Origin of the sequence: Pedobacter panaciterrae (assembly GCF_013204795.1) — a bacterium.
Lineage (GTDB): Bacteria > Bacteroidota > Bacteroidia > Sphingobacteriales > Sphingobacteriaceae > Pedobacter > Pedobacter panaciterrae.
Genome location: NZ_JABMKW010000008.1, coordinates 132897 through 153621 on the forward strand (window position 1 = coordinate 132897; position 20725 = coordinate 153621).

Here is a 20725-nt window from a genome sequence, read left to right on the forward strand (position 1 = left end):
GTTATTGTTTTGCTACTCTTTTTTCTGCCATTAGTTTTTGAACCACTTCCTGTAATTTAGCAGGGCTCTTGGCATACTTTTCTAAATTGATGATTTCAACTTTTCTGAAATCTACCGGATGGCTTTCGCTTTGTAATGAAATAGAACCGCCTTTTAAAAGCTGGCCCTCTGCAGCACCGCCAACAGGGTCTAACTGTGGTCTGGTGTAGCGTAATACCTCTTCGCCATTCACATAGTGAACCACTAAAGAGTCTGCAAGTACAAGAACTTCAACGCGTACCCATTGATCGCCATTGAAAGTTTTTGAGTTAGATTCAATACAATGGGTTTTGATCACTTTGCCGTCTTTTACAAATTGAGTACCAGGGGTACATAGGTTTGCAGTTGAGCGTTCGCCATTGCCAGCGCCGCCCAATAGCTGAACTTCTATAGAGTTAGGGAAATCCTGATCTTTTTTCATCGTAGCAGGATCCTGACCATGGATCATGATGCCGCTGTTGCGGTATGCCCATCCCGGACCGCCTTTTACTTGATCTCCAACAAAACGATACTCTACTCCTATAAGATAATATGAGTAAGGTTTTTTGTAAAACAGGTGACCATATTGCTCATCAAATTCTGAATATTTGTCATATCTAACCTGAATGTTTCCGTCTTTAACACTAAAAGTATTTCCGTAATTGTCATTCAGATCATGCTTTCTTATTTTTACATCCCAGCCATTTAAGTCCTTTCCATCGAACATTTGTTCCCATTTTGGGCTTGGTGAGGATTGCTTAACTGAGCAGCCAAAGAAAATCAGGGGTAAACTCAGGGCAATTGCTACCCTGAACATTGTAGAAATGAAGTTTTGTTTCATTATTGTGGTTTATGTGTAGGTTTTTCATTGTAAACTTAGGAATAATCTTTTTTAGATAAAGCCACTTTGTTGTTTCGACCTGTTTTTTTATTAAATTTTTTCAGTCTCCTAGGGTTTTGGGGCTATTATGTTCATCATGTTACAATTACAATATTGCAGCGCCTATCTTTTTTTTATACTTTGGGCCTCTTAACCGAACCTAACCTATTGTGCGAATTAGCCTCTTTTTACTTGCTTTCTTTTTCTGTTTATCTGTTTCAGCTCAAAAAAAAAATGATGCTTATCAGTTACATATCAATAAAGCTTCGTCGACCATTAAGATAGATGGGGAATTAGATGAGCAAGCCTGGCAAGATGCCGACGTAGCATCAGATTTCTACATGATCCTGCCAATGGATACCAGTTATGCCAAAGTGCGTACTGATGTGCGGATGACCTACGATCAGCAGAATCTTTACCTTTCAGTAGTAAACTATAACGGGGCACCCGGCCCTTATATGGTAGAATCTCTGCGCCGTGATTTTTCCTTTTTAAAAAACGACAACTTTATTATGTTCATGGATCCATTTGATGATCAAACCAATGGTTTCGCATTTGGTGCCAATGCTGCGGGTGCACAATGGGATGGCCTAATGTATGATGGCGGTAAGGTAGATCTGAGCTGGGACAATAAATGGCAATCTGTAGTAAAGAACTATCCCGATAAGTGGGTTTTTGAAGCTGTAATCCCATTTAAAAGTATCAGATATAAGAAAGGTATTACAAAATGGGGGATAAACTTCGGCAGAAATGATCTGAAAACTACGGAAAAAAGTAGTTGGGCACCTGTACCAAGACAGTTTCCATCAGCTTCCTTAGCTTATACCGGTACGCTGGTATGGGATATGCCACCGCCAGACCCAGGTACTACTGTTTCTCTAATCCCGTATGCACTTGGTGGCGTTATTAAAGATTATGAAACGGATAAGCCATCAACATATCGTAAGGATATAGGACTAGATGCTAAGGTGGCTATTACCTCTTCCTTAAACCTTGATCTTACCGTAAATCCTGATTTTTCGCAGGTAGATGTAGATAAACAAGTCACTAATTTAGATAGGTTTGAGTTATTTTACCCTGAAAGAAGGCAGTTCTTTCTGGAAAATGGAGACCAGTTTACCAATTTCGGGTATGCAGGTATTCGACCTTTCTTTTCCCGCAGGATAGGCCTGGGGGTACCCATTAAATTTGGTGCACGCTTAAGCGGTAAATTAAACAAGGATTGGAGGCTGGGCATTATGAATATGCAAACAGAGAAACAGAACTCTACTGCTTTGCCCGCTCAGAATTTCACGGTTGCAGCCCTGCAGCGTCGTGTATTTGCCCGCTCTAATGTTGGCTTTTTATTGATCAATAAAGAATCTTTAAATTATAATCCAAGTGATCTGGCACCGGGCACAGCTACTTATTCCCGTTACAACAGGAACTTTGGGATGGAATATAATCTGGCTTCGGCCAATAACTTCTGGACTGGGAAGGCAATGGTACTTAAATCTTTTAGTCCGGGGAAAAGTGGACACGACTGGACGCATGCCGCTAACCTGCAATACACAAGTGGTAAATGGAACATTAGCTGGCAACATGAATATGTAGGCCGCAATTATACTGCTGAGGTAGGTTACGTGCCCCGCCAGGGATATGTTAAAATGATGCCACAGATTACCCGTCTTTTCTTTCCAAAGAAAGGACCATTACTGAGTCATGGGCCACAAATTACATCTACCAATTTCTTTGATGAAAATATGCACCGTACGGATAACGAGCTGTTGGCATCTTATGGAATGGTGTTTAGAAGCAGGAACACACTTACCGTATGGGGGTCTGGTACTTACATTAAGCTTCTGCAACCCTTTGATCCGGTAAGTACTAAAATAGATACGCTTGTAGCTGGAAGTGAGCACAATTGGACAACCGTTGGGGCCGATTATGTGTCTAAACCTCAGAGCTTGTTTACATATGCATTGAATGCTCGCTATGGAGGCTATTATGCCGATGGTAAACGATTAACATTAGGTGGGGAATTTGGTTATCGTTTTCAACCATATGTAAGTATTGCACTAAGTGCAAACTACAATAAGCTGAACCTGCCCAAACCATGGGGATACAACGATTTCTGGCTTGTAGGCCCAAGGCTGGATGTTACCATGACAAATACATTGTTTCTTACCGGCTTTGTGCAATACAACGAGCAAATGAAAAATATGAATGTAAATACGAGGTTCCAATGGAGATATCGCCCTGCTTCAGATCTGTTTATTGTATATACTGATAACTATTTGCCCGAACCTTTTGCTGTTAAAAACAGGGCTTTGGTAATAAAATTGGTGTATTGGTTAAATATTTAAAAAAATTCATCAAATCTTCATAATTGCTCCCTATGTTTGTATCGAGAGCGTTAATTTAAATAGCCTGCGACATTCATTTGTCGCGGGTTATTTTATGCTTTTTTTCAAAAAAACTACAAATGCTTCGTAGCATTTTCATAAATTTAGACGTATTGATATTTCTGGCTAGTGCCAGGATGTTGCTTAGGAGGTTGCTAAGGCGTTTTTTGGGGTTGTTTCGGATGGGAGCCGAATAAACCGCTTAAAAAGCTCAAGGCAACCACCTGGCAATATTTCACAAAGAAGAGGGGGATGCTGACAAAACAAGTTGTTACTTTATTTGTTAGTGAATAATAAGTCTCATCGAGATGTTTAATATAGATCATCCCCTTAAACTCCCTTTTCTGAGGGAGGTGGCCATTGTCATGATGACTTGTATATTGTTTTGCCTATCCTGTACCGTTAAGCGTACTGCTACACCAACACCACTGGTGCGGCTAAATAAAATAGAGCCTCCAATTTTAAAGAAACATGCTGAAAAAATGGATGTCGCAGCCGAATTCAAAAAAGTTTTTGAAGCCAGCCACCTTACTTTTACTTATCCAGAGCAAATTGACTCTTTTTATAAGAGAAATGAATTTCAACCTGTACTCGTGTCCCGCTTTATGCCGGATAATCAGCTACGAACTTTAGAGGATTATTTAGGGAACGCGAATGTTCATGGGATAGATCCGGAAGTTTTTTCGGTAAGCCGTATAAAAAAGTTATTGGATAATTATAATGATAAAGATTCCCGGAGAAAAGAATGGGAAGTTTATCAGGATGCTATGGAGCTTGAATTGGTCATTGCCGATGCAATGATCAAATATAGTAATGCTTTGCAATTTGGGATTACCGATCCGGCAAGGGTTTATATTAATTATAGCAGTCCAACATTGCGACCCGATAGCATGAGTATTATACAGGTTTTTGAAGTAAGAAATATCAAAACTTACCTTGATAGCATACAACCAAAAGACAAACAATACCTGGCTTTGCAAAAAGCACTAAAATCGGAAAAGGAAAGTGACAGTATTTATCGCACTCTAATGGTAAACCTGGAACGATTGAGGTGGAAAAACAAGCCTACCGCTGATAAATATGTGCTGGTAAATATTCCAGAGTTTATGTTGAGTGTGATAGATAGCGGAAAAGTGGTGCTTCGCATGAAGGTTTGTGTTGGTGAAAAGGAAGTGAATAAGGAAACTCCTCAACTGAGCAGCATGATCTATAGTGTACAGGTAAATCCGGTTTGGAATATCCCGCAAAGCATTGCAAGTAATGAGATCATCACGTACGCAAAAAGAAACAGGTATTATTTTGCTAACAACGATATCAACGTATACCGGAATGGTAAGCTTGTGGGCGATCCGAAAGCTATCGACTGGCAATCTGAAGAAACAGGTTCTTATTCATTTAAACAACAGCCGGGCGAGCAAAATCCCCTTGGCAGGATCAAATTTCTTTTTAATAATGAGAGTAGCGTTTACCTCCATGATACACCTACACAATCGCCATTTAAGCAAAGTATAAGGGCAGTGAGCCATGGTTGTGTGCGGGTCGAACAACCTTTAAACCTTGCTTATGCACTGTTTGGTAAAGGACCAAAGTTTGATCAGATAAAAAAAGCGATGGCTAATGGTTATCCAAGAGCAAAATATATCGGACTACCTCTTCAGGTACCTGTTTGTATTACCTATTATACTGCCTGGGCGGATAAAAAGGGTGTTGTTCATTTCTATAAGGACATCTATGGTTTGGATGATGTTTTATATAAACAGGTATCTTTTCCTTTTTCTCAACTCTATTAGGTGGCGTTTAGTCTTATTTTTGCCATAAATTCAATTACCCTTATTTTTTTTGATTTGCTAGGGGCATCTTTGCCACCAATTATAATACGCAAATCATTTTTTTAGGTAAGATTCAGAAAATCTTATTGGTAGAAATAAAAAAGAAACATTAATAATGATTAACAGGTTAGGTAAAATTCTCTTTTCAACCCGTACCACGGGTGTGATGTTGTTGCTTTATGCTTTTTCTATGGCCATGGCCACTTTTGTGGAAAATGACTATGGAACATCTGTTGCCAAGGCGCTAATTTATGACTGCTGGTGGTTTGAATTGATTATGCTAATCCTGGTATTGAACTTTATTGGGAATATTGGCAGATACCAACTTTTGCAACGTAAGAAATGGCCTCTATTGGTATTCCACCTCGCATTTGTGCTTATTTTTATTGGTGGTTATATCACAAGATATATAAGTTTTGAAGGATCAATGCATATCCGCGAAGGCGAAACAAGTAAAGACATTATTTCGGATAAGACCTTTATTAAGGTACAGATAGGTAAGGGTGATGCGGCATTGGCATATGATGATGTGCCTGCTAATTTAACTTCTAGCCGCATTCCTATGTATTTAAAGCCTTTTAAAAAGACATTTACTTCTGAGTACGATTACAATGGAGAGCGTGTTAAGCTAAAGGTTGTTGATTTTTATGCAAGGGCACAGGATTCATTGGTGCGCGGTGATACTGGTAAACTAACCTTACATCTTGTTGTACTTGAAAATGGTAAACGTGTAAATAAATATATTCCTACGGGTGGTGTGCAGCTGATGCAGAACATGCTGGTTTCTTTTAACAAAGAAACACCGGGTGCCATCAATATAAGTGATGCAAGCGGTGCACTTCAGATTTCTTCTCCTTACGAGGGTAATTATATGATTATGGCTACCCAGGAAAGAAAACCTGTTGTTGGAAATAATGTTCCTCAGCCCTTCAATTTAAGAAGCTTATACACTTATGGTGGATTTGCCTTTGTTGTTCCTGAGCCTGCAATACCAGGCCACATCATTTATTTTGAGGGTGATAAAAGGACTCATGAGCATGATCTGGATTTAGTGAAAGTACAAATTACTACACCAACCGCTGTGGATACGGTGTCGTTTTACGGTGGAAAAGGGATGACAAATTTTCAACATCAAAGTGAAGTTGGCGGTTTGAGGATTTCCTTGGCTTATGGATCTAAGATCTATCAAACGCCGTTTTCGCTTAAATTGGTAGATTTTAAGATGGAAAAATATCCGGGTAGTAATAGTCCGGCTTCTTATTCTTCTGATGTCATGATTTTGGATGAGGCTGGAGAAACACCATATAAAATATTTATGAACCATGTATTGGATCATTCTGGTTATCGCTTTTTTCAGGCAAGTTTTGATGAGGACGAAAAGGGGACGATTCTATCTGTAAATCATGATCAGTTGGGTACCAACGTTACTTATATTGGTTATATTTTACTTTTCTTAGGCATGTTTGTTACGCTATTCTGGAAAGGGACTCATTTTTCGAAATTGAATGAGCAATTGAAAACAATCTCTAAATCGAAAACATTGCTGTTGCTGCTTTTCTTTTTGCCTGTCGGTGCGGCTTTTAGTCAGAAGATAGATATGCATGGTACTGATGGCGCAACTACTCATGTTCATGAAAATGGTGAGGTTCACGATAATGAGCACAACGTTGTGCCTGGGAATGGTACTGCCCCAGAACATAAACATGAGCATAATGATACGCAACTGTTTTTGCCTACTAAAACCTTAGACCCGGTACAATTTGCTTCATCTATTAAAATAGATGAGACTCATGCCGATAAGTTTGGCCATTTATTGGTGCAAAATATTGATGGCCGGATTGAACCTGTTAATACGATGGCACTGGAAATCCTTAGGAAATTACATCGCAAGGATCGTTTTTATACATTAAATGCAAACCAGTTTTTCTTATCTATTTCGACAATGCCTTTCAACTGGATCAACGTTCCGTTGATTAAAGTAAATACTAAGGGTGGGCCTGAATTGCTTAAAACTGTGAGCGCTACTCCCGAAGGTTATACTTCGATGGTAAATTTGATAAAGATTAATTCGGACGGGACTGCTGAATTCAGATTAAAAGACGATTATGCAAAGGCATTTGCTAAGAAACCTGCTGAACAAAATAGCTACGATAAAGATGTAATTGATCTGAATGATAAGTTACAGGCTATGGAGCAATTGGTTTATGGGCAGTATTTACGTGTTTCTCCAATTATTGGTGATGCGAATAATACCTGGATTGCTATGACTATAAGTGATTTAGATAGTATTTCCGTTAAACCAAGTGCTATTAGCCGTTATGTTAAAGCTGTTAACGACGCTCAGGTATCAGGTAACTGGTCTTCGGCCGATGCAGCACTGAAAGATATTGGCGAAGCGCAACAGAAATATGGTAAGAATGTAGTGCCTTCACAGTCGAAAGTAGAATGGGAGATCAGTTATAACTCATGGAATATATTCCTGAATCTGATGATTACTTATGCCATTCTAGGGGTAGTGATACTTTCACTTGCCTTCATGAAGCTATTTAAGAATTCTAAATCACTTGATACACTGGTTAAGGTAGTTTTGATACTTATCGGCATTGCAGCAACTTTACAGGCGGTTGGTTTAGGAGCTCGTTGGTATATTTCGGGGCATGAGCCTTGGAGTAATGGTTATGAAGCGGTATTGTTTATTAGCTGGATAGGTGTTTTATCCGGTTTACTAATGTATAGAAACAGTAATGCGTTTATACCTGCTGCGGGTTGTTTAATTGCTGTGATTTTGATGGGCTTTGCACACGGTGGTTCTCAGATGAATCCTCAGATTACTCCGCTGGTTCCTGTATTGAAATCATATTGGTTGATGATTCACGTAGCAATTATTACTTCTAGTTATGGTTTCTTTGGCTTAAGTGCATTGATGGGTACAGTTGTATTGATACTTTATGTAATTGATAACAATAAAATCAGTGCAAAGGTTAAAGCTTCGATAACTGAGCTAACGATTGTGAATGAAATGTCGTTAACGGTAGGTTTATTTTTACTTACTGTTGGTACGTTTTTAGGTGGTGTATGGGCTAATGAGAGTTGGGGCCGTTATTGGAGCTGGGACCCGAAAGAAACCTGGGCGTTTATTTCGGTTATTGTTTATGCGTTTGTACTGCACGTTCGTTTAATTCCGGGCTTAAGAAGTAAGTACTTGTTTAATTTGCTGTCGCTGTTAAGTTTCTCCAGTATAATCATGACTTATTTCGGGGTTAATTACTACCTGACTGGTTTGCATTCGTATGCGCAAGGTGATCCTGTGCCAATTCCGTCGTGGGTGTATATTACGCTGGCGGTAGTTTTTGCTTTGGCTTTTGTTTCTTACAGAAGATATAAGGCAAGGAGTAAGAAGTAATCTCTTATCTTTATTATAGATATGAGTGAAATTTCTGTTTATTCAGTAGCGATATATCCTGTTCTCTCAGTAATGGAAAAGGTGAAGGCTATGAAAGATGAGCTGGCATCCGTAGCTGGTTGGTATGGCAGTAGAAATTCAAAGGCTCACATAACAATATGTGAGTTTAATGTAATTGGTGAAAGAGAATTGTTAGCTATTAAAAGTCAATTGCTTAAGCTTTGTACTTCTGAACCGCCTTTGGATTTAACATTTGATCGTATTGATGTATATGAAAATGGAGTAATATGCATATTGCCAGATAAGGAGTCAGAGATTATACTTAAACAATGTATGAAGAGGATTCAACAAGGTATGAAAGTTAAGTTGACTCATAGAAGTTATAACCCTCATATATCAATAGGTAGGAGATTAAACCACGAACAATTATCCTTGGCAAGAGATCTGTTTATGGATACAAAAGTAAATCTAAACTTTATTTGCGATAGAATAGTTCTTCGTGTTCGTGTGAACGAAGGCCAATTTGTAGTAATTGGAGAGTTTGTTTTTCAAAGCAACTCTCAATCGAGAGATGAGCAACTATCAATGTTTTAGGTAGACTGAGATAGGGCATATATAGATATAAAACAGTCTTGTTTTTTTCTTATTTTTGTAATGAGGATATCAATTTTTAGTGATTTCATCGTAGTCTTAAGATATGGAGCACAGTAGAAAAATAGCCATGGTAGTTAATCAGGTCAAAATGGAAGACGAAGACAGTCTCGATGTTTTATTTTGGCTTAGCAGAACAGTTTCCGAGAGATTATCTGAAGTTAGTCGCTTGAGAAAAAACTATTTTACTTGGGCAGATGGTAAATTTCCCGAAAAAATTGAAAAAGTAGTTCAACAAAGGAAATTATGATCTTCGAACAAGATTTTATTGATTTTATAGAATTGCTCAATCTTCATAAGGTTGATTATATGATAGTGGGTGCCCATGCACTTGCGTACCATGGTCGCCCCAGACATACCGGAGATTTAGATATTTGGATTAAACCAAGCGCCAAAAATGCATCAAGAATGATTAAGGTATTGAATGATTTTGGTTTTGGATCATTAGGTTTAACTGAACAAGATTTTTTAAAGGAAAATTATGTTACTCAATTGGGATATCCACCCTTACGGATTGATATCCTAAATGCAATATCCGGTGTTGAATTTGATGAAGCTTATATAAATAGAGTGGATGGCGAGGTTGATAATCTTAAAGTTAACTTTATTAACGTAACCGAGTTCATAAAAAATAAAGAAGCCTCGGGAAGAAAAAAAGATCTTGGAGATATCGCTTCTATAAAAAAGATAAAATCTTAGCTTTAACTAACTGGTTAATTTAGTAACATTCTCGTATATTAAGAGTCTGATTATTAATTTGTTCAATATGAAATTCTTATTCGTCTTCTTAGTCGTTTTCAATCTGTTTTGTGGTGCTTTATTAGCCCAGCAAAGCCAGGAAAAATATACCAACGAATTAAAGTATCTCCTTTATTTACCGGAAAATTATAATAAAGATGATCAACAAAAATTCCCTGTTGTATTATTTTTACATGGCAGTGGTGAACGTGGAGATGATGTAAGCAAGGTTGCAGTAAATGGTTTACCAAAATTGATCGCCGATGGGAAAAAGTTTCCATTCATTGTAGTGTCGCCCCAGGTGCCAGAAGGAGAACGCTGGGAAAGCACAGATTTAATGCGTTTAATGAAGGATATTAAGAAAAAGTATAGAATTGATGAAGATCGATTGTACTTAACGGGTTTAAGTATGGGTGGTTATGGCAGTTGGGATATGGCAATGAAATATCCTCAGATGTTTGCCGCAGTTGTGCCGATCTGTGGAGGGGGGGATGTTTCCAAAGTCTGGGCAATAAGGCATACACCTGTTTGGGTTTTTCATGGAGGAAAGGATAATGTTGTTCCGCTTAAAGCAAGTCAGGATATGGTTAATGCACTAAAACCTATAAATCCGGATGTTAAATTCACTATTTTTCCGGAAGACGGCCACGACAGCTGGACTTCAGCATACAATACCGATAGTTTATATACCTGGTTGCTGGGCATCAAAAAGTTTAAGTACGCTAAAGTTCCGGTAGATCAGGAACTGCTGGATACTTATCAGGGCTCCTATTATAATGATCTTGCCAACGATACCTTGAAGATAACCGTAACAACGGGCATAGTTACAATGATTCGGAAAAAGGGAGTTACTGAACTAAAACCCTATGCAAATGACAAGTTCTTTGTAAATGAGAACGATCCGGTTGATGCTGTATTCTCAGGCAAAAAACGAAAAATGCAACTCCTTATAAATGCCGACAGACAGTATGTTTACAAAAGGATTGGTGATTAAAAAGTACAGCTAATCTCAGGGATCATTACCTGTTTTATGTTAAAATCCCTTAAGATGATGTAAGAATTGCTGAATTTTTATGTGCTTTATTTAAGTATCATTGAAAACACTTTTTAACCAAACCTGTATATCACAAAATGAAACCACACAAAAAACAAATTTATGCACTTTTTATTTTCCTGCTGTTTCAGCTTAGTCTGACTGCTCAGGTAAAGAAAGTAGCGCAACCCACACAGGACTTAAAACTATGGGATAATAAGCCTGCCAAAGAATGGATGACAGAAGCTTTCCCTATGGGAAATGGAAGAATTGGCGGGATGGTATTTGGCGGAATCTCACAAGAACACATTCAATTTAATGAAATTAGTTTGTGGACCGGGGACGAAACAAATACAGGTGCTTATCAAGCATTTGGTGATGTGTACATCAATTTTAAAGACAAAGATGCTAAGGCCGCTGTTCCTGCTGATTATCGCAGAGAAACTGATATTAGCAAAGCTGTTCAGAAAATTTCTTTCACAGACAATGGCGTTGCCTATAAACGTGAGTACTTTTGCAGTTTCCCTGATAAGGTAATGGTGTTGCGTTTTACTGCCAATAAAAAGGCAGGATCCTCGGCTACTATACAACTTAGGGATGCTCATGATGCAAAAGTTACCGCTGATGGAACAAGGTTAACCATTGCTGGGAAACTTGAAAATGGAATGGCATACAGCGCTACTTTATTGGTAAAAACAGAAGGTGGATCTGCAGTTATAGAATCGGATGGTAAAGGTGGATCTCAATTAAATATTAATAAGGCAGATGCATTTACTATTTTACTTTCAGCAGCAACTGATTATAGCAATAAGCGTGATCAACAATGGAAAGGTGAGGATCCTGATGCTAAAGTTAAACAGATTTTGGCGGCGGCATCAACTAAAAACTATCAGCTGTTGCTAAACAATCACATTAAAGATTATCAGAATTTATTCGGAAGAGTGTCGTTAAACCTGGGTGCTACCCCGGCAGCAACGCTGTCGCTTCCAACTTATAAAAGGATAATTAATTATAAGAAAGCAACAGATCCTCAATTGGAGGCACTTATTTTTCAGTATGGAAGATATTTGTTAATCAACTCATCGAGAAAAGGGGGCTTGCCTGCCAATTTGCAAGGCTTATGGAACGAAAGTAACAACCCGCCATGGCGGTCTGATTACCACTCGAACATTAATATACAAATGAATTATTGGCTTGCAGAGCCTACCAATCTTTCTGAATCTCATTTTCCATATCTGGATTACATAAACAGTATGCGCGAAGTGAAAAAGGAAAATACCAAAAAGGAGTATCCTGGGGTACGTGGGTGGACTGTGAAAACGGAAAACAACATTTTTGGTGGCGAAAGCTTTTTATGGAACACACCAGGTAGTGCATGGTATGTACAGTCTATCTGGGAACATTACGCATTTACAAGAGACAAAGCTTACCTTAAAAACTTTGGTTACCCGATACTAAAAGAGATCACGGAGTTTTGGGATGATTATTTGAAACGTAGAGATGATGGCACTTTGGTAGCACCAAAGGGCTGGTCGCCAGAACATGGACCTACTGAAGACGGTGTTTCGTACGATCAGCAAATCGTGTATGATCTGTTTACCAATTATATTGAAGCTGCTGATGCATTAGGCGTTGACAAAGCTTATAGAGATAAAGTAATGGATATGCGTGAGCACCTGTTAAAACCCAAAATTGGTAAATGGGGACAGTTACAGGAGTGGGAAACAGATCGTGATGATCCAAAGGATAACCACCGACATGCATCTCATCTTTTTGGTCTACATCCGGGCAGACAGTTCAGTACGACTGAAACACCAGAGCTAACAAAAGCTGCAAAAGTAAGTTTACTTGCACGTGGCGATGCCTCAACTGGTTGGTCTATGGCCTGGAAAATGAACTTTTGGGCAAGGTTACATGATGGTGATCATGCTTATCTGATTCTTAAGAACTTTATTACACTTGTAGGTGGTTCTGGTGTTGATTATAATGAAGGTGGTGGAATTTATGCGAATTTGTTTTGCGCACATCCTCCTTTCCAGATAGACGGTAACTTTGGTTATACTGCTGGTGTTGCGGAGATGTTGCTTCAAAGTCAAACTTCAGAAATTGAATTGCTTCCTGCTTTACCCAAAGAATGGACTAGTGGAAGTGTAAAAGGTCTGCGTGCAAGAGGTAATTTTGAAATTACTGATCTGCAATGGAAAGATGGAAAGATCGTTAAGCTCTCTGTGAAATCGTTATCTGGCGGAGATTGCAATCTTCGTGTTCCAAATGCTTTAAAGGCAGTTTTTGCTGTGAAAAACAGCAAAGACGAAAATGGCTATAAATATGGTTTTAAAACTGTAGCCGGTAAGGTTTATGGTTTTGTAGGCCAGTAATTAATTAAGGACAGGATGGTGCATGACACTTATGTCAAATTAATTACGGATAATAGTGAGTTGCTTAGGATTTCCGGGCAACTCATTATTAATCAAATATGAGACCATGTATTAAGACGTTGCTGCAGAAATGTGCAGTATTTGGGCTTTTGTTTGCCGTTAACCTTACGGCCCTTGCCCAGAAATTAAGTGTAAATGACCTTAAGGTTGAGCACCTTAAAAATCCACTGGCTATTGAAACGCCAAAACCCAGGTTTAGCTGGAAAATCATTTCAACAGTAAAAAATACCTTACAATCTTCTTATGAAATTAGAGTAGGCACTAGTAAGGCCTCAGTGAATGCAGGTAAGGATCTTGTCTGGAAAGGATCTACCACAGGAGATCAATCTGTATTGATCGAATATGCAGGATCAGAATTACAATCAAAAAAGAGATATTATTGGCAGGTTAGGGTAAAAGACAATCACGGCAATACATCTGCCTGGTCTGAACCTGGTCTCTTTCAAATGGGAATTGCTCCGACAGACTGGACCGCAAAATGGATCACCGTAGCGGGAAAAGATAGTTCTGCAAGAAGCCCGCTTTTTAGAAAGGAATTCTCCTTACAAAAGAAAGTCAAATCGGCTATAGCCTACATTACTGCAAAAGGATTGTACGAAGCCAACATCAATGGTCAGCGCGTAAGCGATACCTATTTTGCACCGGGATGGACCAGTTATAAAGATCACCTGCAATACCAGGTATACGACATAACTGCTGCTTTGAAAAGTGGAGCTAATGTATTGGGTGTAAGTCTAGGAAATGGATGGTACAAAGGGCGAATCGGTTTTGGAAATCAGCACAACTTTTATGGTGATACACGCGGATTGCTGATGCAGGTAGAGGTGGAATACACTGATGGTACCAAGGAATCGATAAATACAGATGAGAGCTGGAAATATACCTATGGACCAATTATGGCTTCGGACATTTATGATGGTGAGATCTATGATGCCAGGATGGAAATAGCCGGCTGGAACAATACAGGCTTTAAAGAAGATGCTGCATGGACTGCAGTTGGTACAATGGAAAAAGGTACTGAAAAGCTGGTGGCTATGAGTGGTCCGCCGGTAAGGAAACATGAGCAATTTAAAGCACTTAAAGTTTTCAAAACGCCAGCAGGAGAGACAGTAGTGGATTTCGGGCAAAATCTGGTGGGTTGGGTTATGCTTAAAGCTAAAGGTACTGCAGGAACGAAGATCACTTTGAGCCATGCAGAGGTACTTACAAAAGAGGGTAACTTTTATACGGTAAATCTGAGATCTGCAAAGGCACAGGACACTTATATATTAAAGGAAAATACAGAGCAGGTTTTTGAACCTCATTTTACTTTTCAGGGATTCAGATATGTGAAGGTAGAAGGCTATCCAGGAGAATTGAAAACTGAGGACCTAACCGCAGTTGCTGTGTATTCGGATATGGAAACAACAGGCAAGTTTTCGACGTCTAATGCCATGCTGAATCAATTACAGCACAACATCCAATGGGGGCAAAAAGGAAACTTTGTAGATGTACCGACTGATTGCCCGCAGCGCGATGAGCGTTTGGGCTGGACAGGAGACGCACAGGCTTTTGCCAATACAGCAGCTTATAATATGGATGTTGCCGGATTTTTTACCAAATGGTTAAAAGATGTAAAAACAGATCAACAACCTAATGGCCTGATCCCGCATGTGATCCCAAATGTATTAGGACCAAATGATGGTGCATCTGCAGGATGGGCGGATGTATCTACAATTATTCCATGGGATATGTATGTTGCTTACGGTGATCGCAGGATATTGGAAACACAATATGAAAGTATGCAGAAATGGGTGGGTTATATTTCATCCGTTGCAAAGAACAATCTTTGGAATTCAGGTTTCCACTTTGGCGACTGGCTGTTCTATCGTCCGAATGATGATAATGATGGCAGGGCTGCAGTAACCGATAAATATTTGATTGCGCAGACCTTTTATGCGCATTCTACACAGTTGCTGATCAATGCGGCAAAAGTATTAGGTAAACAGGATGATGTAGCTAAATACACCGCACTTCTTGCTGAGATCAAAGCAGCATTTGTGAAGGAGTACATGACGCCAACTGGCCGATTGGTATCTGGAACGCAGACCGCTTATGTTTTAGCTCTTCATTTTGACATGCTGCCCGAAGAACTGAGAGCGCCATGCGCTGAACGCCTGGTTGCTAATGTCCGCGACTATGGAAATCACCTGACAACCGGCTTTTTGGGTACACCTTATTTATGCCATGTACTGACCAGATTTGGACACAACAATGTTGCTTACGATCTTTTAATGCAGGAAAGCTATCCTTCGTGGCTTTATCCTGTAAAAATGGGCGCTACTACGATATGGGAAAGATGGGACGGTATTAAACCTGATGGATCTTTTCAAACTCCTGATATGAACTCTTATAATCACTATGCTTATGGTGCTATAGGTGACTGGATGTATAGAACAATTGCAGGAATAAATTCGGTAGCTGATCAGCCAGGGTATAAGTCTATTGTTATTGCGCCGAAACCAGGTGGAAAAATAACTAACGCATCGGCAGAATTAGAAACTGTATATGGCACGGTAAAATCAGCATGGACATTGGAAAATGGATTGTTAAAGCTTGATGTTACGGTACCAGCAAATACCAAAGCTAAGATCGTATTGCCAGATACAACTAAAGAAATTGGATCTGGTAGTTATCACTTTGAAAGTAAAATTTAATAAAAGAAAAAAGGCCGGTATCATTAATCATGATACCGGCCTTTTTTCTTTTATTACCTTGCTAAAGGTATTTGATATTATTTTATGTCAAACCACAGTCTTGTAGTTAATATATCCGCACCTTGTCTTGCTACTGCGGCTTTATAATTTGTCCCGTTAAGCGATTGTTCACGTCCTGGATAAATAAATCTTACAGGTAGTTTTCCGCCTAATGTACCTGCAACGGCAGGAGTAAGTTCCGGATAATCCAATCTTCTCCACTCAGCAAAGGCTTCTAGTCCCTGTCCAAATAAAGCAATCCATTTTTGGTCACCAATAGATTTTTTGTAATTACCAGCGTTATACTTTACGGCAGGAAGGTTTGTATATGTAGTGATTTCACCTTCTGTAACCCCATATTGCCTTAATGATTCTTCAACGGCTTGTTTATACAAAGCTGCCGGATCCTCACTGCTAAAACCACGCGCTGCTATCTCTGCACGATCAAATAATACCTCAGCATAGCTGATGATAACCGCAGGTGCAGAAGGAGCAAGGAAGTAAGTGCCGGGTTTAGAAGTTTTATTTAAACCAAGGCTGTTGGCATCACTGGTTAGCAAACCATTTGGAACGCCCACATAAGTTTCAGGCGTCGCATCTTTAGTAGGGCTGGCAAATATTGGCAAACGCGGATCACCTAAGCTCCTCAATTTATCTACAATTGTTTTGCTTATCCTATGGTCGTTACGTGTGTCAAATGTATTACTTATCGGGTTTTGATTAGGAGAAGCAACATATACCAATTGTGCTATTTCAGCATTGCTACTAATGTAGGCGCCACCTTCTGCTGCAATTTCTGCCAACACGGATTTGGTTTTCTCTGGTTCACGGTCGGCTATTCGGAGTGCTATGCGCAGCCTTAATGCATTTGCGAATTTTTTCCAGCGATCTATCTTACCAGCATAAATGATGTCACCTGCAATTGCCTTACCATTCAGATCGAGATCAGCTTGTGCAGATTTCAAATCATTAAGTAATCCGAAATAAACATCTTTTTGGGTATCATATACTGGAGTTACGAATTTTTTGATCTGGATAGATTGAGAATAGGGTATATCTCCGTAAGCATCTGTTAACAATAGAAATGTCCATGATCTTAATACTTTAGCTACGCCTCTGTAATTGGTGTTTTGTTGTGCATCGGCTAGCTCAATCAGTTTGTTAAGATTGGTAATACCTTTTGTATATCCGGTGTTCCATAAATCCTGAAGATCGGTATTAGAAAAAATATAACGATCGGCATCAGTATACTGTATTTTTGACCAGTGCTGAACAAATAGCAGACTTGAGTTAATATTGTTAGTTCCCCAGTATGCATCAGCAGTGTTCTTTATAGCACCTGTTAGCAAATAATCAGGAAGGGGGTTTTCTGCAGCGTTGGGATTTTTGTTGATATCTGCCAGCTCGTCTTTGCACGAAGTGAAAGCCGTTGCTATAATTGCAGAAAAAAGGATTGGAATATATTTGAATTTCATGATGTCTAGAATTTAAAATTAAGGTTAAAACCAAATGATCTTGTTGTTGGAAGAGTTAGGTCCTCCAGACCCTGAGCGTTTCCTGTGTTGAATGCAGTTTCAGGGTCAATGTTTGGTACATCTTTATGGATGATCCAAAGATTACGTCCCACTATTGAGAAAGTAGCGTCCTGTAACCCGATCTTTTTAACCCATTGCGAAGGAATGTTGTAGCTCAATCTAGCTTCTCTTAATTTGATATAAGAAGCGCTGTAAACAAATTGCTCATCTGCATTGGTTGTAGCTTTGTAATACTCTTCTGCAGGAATGATTTTATTGTTCTTAGTGCCATCAGCCAGAACGCCGTCAAAGATCATCCCGTCATTAAATGTTGTTCCTCCTGAGGTATAGGTAAGTCCGCCATTTTCAGCATTTCTTCCTCTCATTGTACTTGCCAGTACACCCGTATAAGTTCCTGTAGCGTTACTACCAGAGAATACCTTACCACCAATTCTGGCGTCTACGAGGAAATTCAAATTGAAATTCTTGTAAGTAAAGTTATTCGTAATTCCGCCTATCCAGTTTGGTGTAAACTTACCAAGAATTTGTTTTTCAGGATTGATAACCGGAGTACCATCAGAGCTTACCAGAATTTGTCCGGCAGCATCACGCTGGTAGGCAGTTCCGAAGAAAGTACCGTAAGGCTGGCCTACAGCTGCCAATACATCAAGCGTTCCACTGGTACCAATTGTATAGCTGCTAATGCGTCCTTCTTTATCCAATTCTGTAACCTTACTGCGATTACGTGAATAGTTTAAATTGATGTCCCAGCTAAAGTCTTTAAGTTTAACAGGGGTTAAACCTAGTTGAACTTCTATTCCTTTGTTATTGATACTTCCGCCATTAATAAGTTTTTGTGTATATCCTGTTCCTGAACTTACATCAACTTTTAAAATCTGATTAATACTGTTTGTATTGTACACACTTAGATCCAGCTTGATGCGGTTATCAAACAACCCAATTTCGGCACCCGCCTCAGTCGATTTGGTGATTTCTGGCAGAAGGTTTGGATTAAGGTCGATCGTATTAACTGATTGTTGTGGATTTCCATCAAATGGAGCAGTGAAGCTATAGGTATTGATCAGTTGATAAGGGTCTGTTGCCTTTCCTACTTTAGACCAGCCTCCTCTTAGTTTAGCGAAACTAAGCACCTCGCTTTTAATATCAAAAGCTTCTGTAAGAATTAAACTTCCATTAACAGAAGGGTAGAAATAAGATAAGTTCGGTTTTGGTAAACTGGAATCCCAGTCGTTACGTGCTGTTAAATTCAGATATGCATAATCTCTAAAGCCCAACTGAGCGGATCCAAATAAACTATAGGTTCTAAGTTTGGTGTAAACGTTTGAAGATACCAATGGATCTCTGGAGTTGCTCAAGGTATATAAGCCGTTTACTGCCAACTTGGTCGCTTTCTGATCGTTTTGTTCGAAAGTTGAAGTTCTAATGTTTCCGCCACCCAAAATATCTATTGAGAAATCTGAATTCAGTTTCTTATTGAACTCTAAACGACCTTCGGTATTATTTTCATTAACCGTATATGCATCTTCCTCATATGAACCGAATGGGGTACCATTTGTTCCATAAGCGATTTTGATCTTTCTACGGTCTGTATAGTAATCATTTCCTGTCCTGAAGTTGGCTGAAAGTGCGCTTGTAATTTTATAATTTAATTCTGCATTACCAATAATGCGATCACGTTTCTGACCAACTGTATTTTCATAGGCTATGAAATAAGGGTTACTATAGTAACTATTGTTCCAGTTAAAGTCGTTTCCGTTTTCGTCTTTATAGTTTTTAAGCTGACTAACATCTACCTGTCTTCCAAACCATGTAAATTGAAGCATCGGACCAGTTGCACGTTTTCCGCCTGAGGCAGGAAGGTTATCGGCATTGCTTTTTATATAATTTGCAGAAGCGTTTAAAGTTAATTTAGGAGTGATTCTGTACGTGGTATTCAATAATAATGAATTCTTGTCCTGAGAAGAATTTGGCAGTATACCACCTTGCGTAAGGTTGTTGTAAGAGAAACGGACATCTTGTTTTTCTCCAGAGCCTGCAATGGCAATACCATTATTAAGCGCAAAACCTGTTTCAAAGAAATCCTTAACATTATCTGGATGAGCAATAAATGGAACAGCAACACCTTTAGAGTTAAACTGAGGAATTAAACGGCCATCCAATGCTGGTCCCCAGCTTTCATCTACACCGTCGTTTACACCTCCACCTTTTCCATCTACAAAGCTAAACTTGCCGCTTGTACCTTGTCCGAATGAGTTTTGATAATCCGGTAAGGTCAATAGGTTTGAAAATGTAGCGTTGGAGTTAACACTGATACCTAAACCCTTTTGGCCTCTGCCAGTTTTGGTTTTAATAAGGATAACACCTGCTGCTGCACGTGATCCATATAGTGCTGCTGCATTTGGACCTTTAAGTACACTGATTGATTCAATGTCTTCTGAATTAATATCCGAAATGGTATTGGCAAAATCCCTTGATCCAGCTATACCTAGATTCTGCGAATTATCAACGGGTACTCCGTCCACTACAAAGAGGGGTTGGTTGTTACCTGATATAGAGGTTTCACCACGAATAATAATTCTTGATGAACCCATATCGCCCTGGCTATTTGTAGTTTGCACACCGGCAATTTTTCCGGCCAGAGAGTTGATTATATTGGTTTCTTTTGCGGTAGCAATATCTTTAGATTTTAATTCCTGAACAGCATATCCCAACGATTTCTTTTCTTTAGAAATCCCAAGGGCTGTAACAACAACTTCACTTAAAGCATTTGCCGAAACATCAAGCGCAATATTTAATGTAGTTGTAGCTGCGGTAATGGTTACTTCTTTTGTAGTATATCCAAGATAAGATATACTAAGTACATCATTAACATCTGCAGCTAGAGAAAACTTACCGCTGCCATCTGTAGTTGTTCCGCTTTTTTTACCTTTTATGGTAATTGATGCTCCTGGAATAGTCTCCCCGTCGGGGTTTCCGGTAACAGTACCTGTTATTTTAACAGATTGTGCCTGTACGGTTTGCAGGAAAAAAAAGGATATAAGAATCCCTGCAAAAATTTTGTATATTTTTAACATGTGAATT

Annotated in this window: 12 protein-coding genes; 9 read left to right on the forward strand and 3 right to left on the reverse strand. The window is 39.1% G+C overall.

Features of this window, described 5'->3' with window-relative positions; all coding sequences use genetic code 11:
• Window position 1: 1 nt before the first annotated feature.
• Window positions 2–859, reverse strand: coding sequence for a 3-keto-disaccharide hydrolase (locus tag HQN86_RS02755; protein WP_172659516.1), 858 nt, complete (start codon window positions 857–859; stop codon window positions 2–4).
• A 209-nt stretch (window positions 860–1068) separates the two neighbouring features.
• On the opposite strand from HQN86_RS02755, the gene HQN86_RS02760 reads away from it, so the two are divergent.
• The 9 genes from HQN86_RS02760 (at window position 1069) to HQN86_RS02800 (ending at window position 16070) form a co-directional block, all read left to right on the forward strand.
• The gene (locus HQN86_RS02760; protein WP_172659517.1) at window positions 1069–3243 is read left to right on the forward strand and encodes a DUF5916 domain-containing protein; all 2175 of its coding nucleotides are present in this window, start codon (window positions 1069–1071) and stop codon (window positions 3241–3243) included.
• Window positions 3244–3590: 347 nt separating this feature from the next.
• Window positions 3591–5072, forward strand: a complete 1482-nt coding sequence (locus HQN86_RS02765; protein ID WP_172659518.1) for a L,D-transpeptidase scaffold domain-containing protein — start codon at window positions 3591–3593, stop codon at window positions 5070–5072.
• A gap of 154 nt (window positions 5073–5226) precedes the next feature.
• Window positions 5227–8514 (forward strand): cytochrome c biogenesis protein, encoded by a 3288-nt coding sequence (gene ccsA / locus HQN86_RS02770; RefSeq protein WP_246269393.1) that lies wholly within the window; start codon window positions 5227–5229, stop codon window positions 8512–8514.
• Window positions 8515–8535: 21 nt separating this feature from the next.
• Complete coding sequence (locus HQN86_RS02775) at window positions 8536–9108, forward strand: 2'-5' RNA ligase family protein (protein ID WP_172659519.1); 573 nt, start codon at window positions 8536–8538, stop codon at window positions 9106–9108.
• Between the two features lie 148 nt (window positions 9109–9256).
• Window positions 9257–9415 carry a hypothetical protein gene (locus tag HQN86_RS02780; RefSeq protein ID WP_246269395.1) on the forward strand — a complete coding sequence of 53 codons (159 nt, stop codon included), beginning with the start codon at window positions 9257–9259 and terminating at the stop codon, window positions 9413–9415.
• Window positions 9412–9864, forward strand: a complete 453-nt coding sequence (locus HQN86_RS02785; RefSeq protein WP_246269397.1) for a hypothetical protein — start codon at window positions 9412–9414, stop codon at window positions 9862–9864. Before HQN86_RS02780 ends, HQN86_RS02785 begins: the two co-directional genes overlap by 4 nt.
• A 67-nt stretch (window positions 9865–9931) precedes the next feature.
• Window positions 9932–10897: a carboxylesterase family protein gene (locus HQN86_RS02790; RefSeq protein ID WP_172659520.1), complete on the forward strand. Its 966-nt coding sequence runs from the start codon at window positions 9932–9934 to the stop codon at window positions 10895–10897.
• 137 nt (window positions 10898–11034) lie between these two features.
• Window positions 11035–13314 (forward strand): glycoside hydrolase family 95 protein, encoded by a 2280-nt coding sequence (locus HQN86_RS02795; RefSeq protein WP_172659521.1) that lies wholly within the window; start codon window positions 11035–11037, stop codon window positions 13312–13314.
• 98 nt (window positions 13315–13412) lie between these two features.
• A complete protein-coding gene (locus tag HQN86_RS02800) occupies window positions 13413–16070 on the forward strand; it encodes a glycoside hydrolase family 78 protein (protein ID WP_172659522.1) in 2658 nt (885 codons plus the stop codon).
• A 77-nt stretch (window positions 16071–16147) separates the two neighbouring features.
• Here HQN86_RS02800 and HQN86_RS02805 read toward each other — a convergent pair whose 3' ends face one another.
• Together HQN86_RS02805 and HQN86_RS02810 are read right to left on the reverse strand one after the other, a co-directional pair.
• Window positions 16148–17584 (reverse strand): SusD/RagB family nutrient-binding outer membrane lipoprotein, encoded by a 1437-nt coding sequence (locus tag HQN86_RS02805; RefSeq protein ID WP_172659523.1) that lies wholly within the window; start codon window positions 17582–17584, stop codon window positions 16148–16150.
• Between the two features lie 5 nt (window positions 17585–17589).
• A complete protein-coding gene (locus HQN86_RS02810; RefSeq protein WP_172659524.1) occupies window positions 17590–20718 on the reverse strand; it encodes a SusC/RagA family TonB-linked outer membrane protein in 3129 nt (1042 codons plus the stop codon).
• Between the last annotated feature and the right edge of the window lie 7 nt (window positions 20719–20725).

What these genes read in the sequence shown, in the direction of transcription:
- HQN86_RS02755 (WP_172659516.1), bottom strand. Translation starts at nt 859, where the DNA reads ATGAAACAAAACTTCATTTCTACAATGTTCAGGGTAGCAATTGCCCTG.
- HQN86_RS02765 (WP_172659518.1), top strand. Translation starts at nt 3,591, where the DNA reads ATGTTTAATATAGATCATCCCCTTAAACTCCCTTTTCTGAGGGAGGTG.
- ccsA (WP_246269393.1), top strand. Translation starts at nt 5,227, where the DNA reads ATGATTAACAGGTTAGGTAAAATTCTCTTTTCAACCCGTACCACGGGT.
- HQN86_RS02775 (WP_172659519.1), top strand. Translation starts at nt 8,536, where the DNA reads ATGAGTGAAATTTCTGTTTATTCAGTAGCGATATATCCTGTTCTCTCA.
- HQN86_RS02780 (WP_246269395.1), top strand. Translation starts at nt 9,257, where the DNA reads ATGGAAGACGAAGACAGTCTCGATGTTTTATTTTGGCTTAGCAGAACA.
- HQN86_RS02785 (WP_246269397.1), top strand. Translation starts at nt 9,412, where the DNA reads ATGATCTTCGAACAAGATTTTATTGATTTTATAGAATTGCTCAATCTT.
- HQN86_RS02790 (WP_172659520.1), top strand. Translation starts at nt 9,932, where the DNA reads ATGAAATTCTTATTCGTCTTCTTAGTCGTTTTCAATCTGTTTTGTGGT.
- HQN86_RS02795 (WP_172659521.1), top strand. Translation starts at nt 11,035, where the DNA reads ATGAAACCACACAAAAAACAAATTTATGCACTTTTTATTTTCCTGCTG.
- HQN86_RS02800 (WP_172659522.1), top strand. Translation starts at nt 13,413, where the DNA reads ATGAGACCATGTATTAAGACGTTGCTGCAGAAATGTGCAGTATTTGGG.
- HQN86_RS02805 (WP_172659523.1), bottom strand. Translation starts at nt 17,584, where the DNA reads ATGAAATTCAAATATATTCCAATCCTTTTTTCTGCAATTATAGCAACG.
- HQN86_RS02810 (WP_172659524.1), bottom strand. Translation starts at nt 20,718, where the DNA reads ATGTTAAAAATATACAAAATTTTTGCAGGGATTCTTATATCCTTTTTT.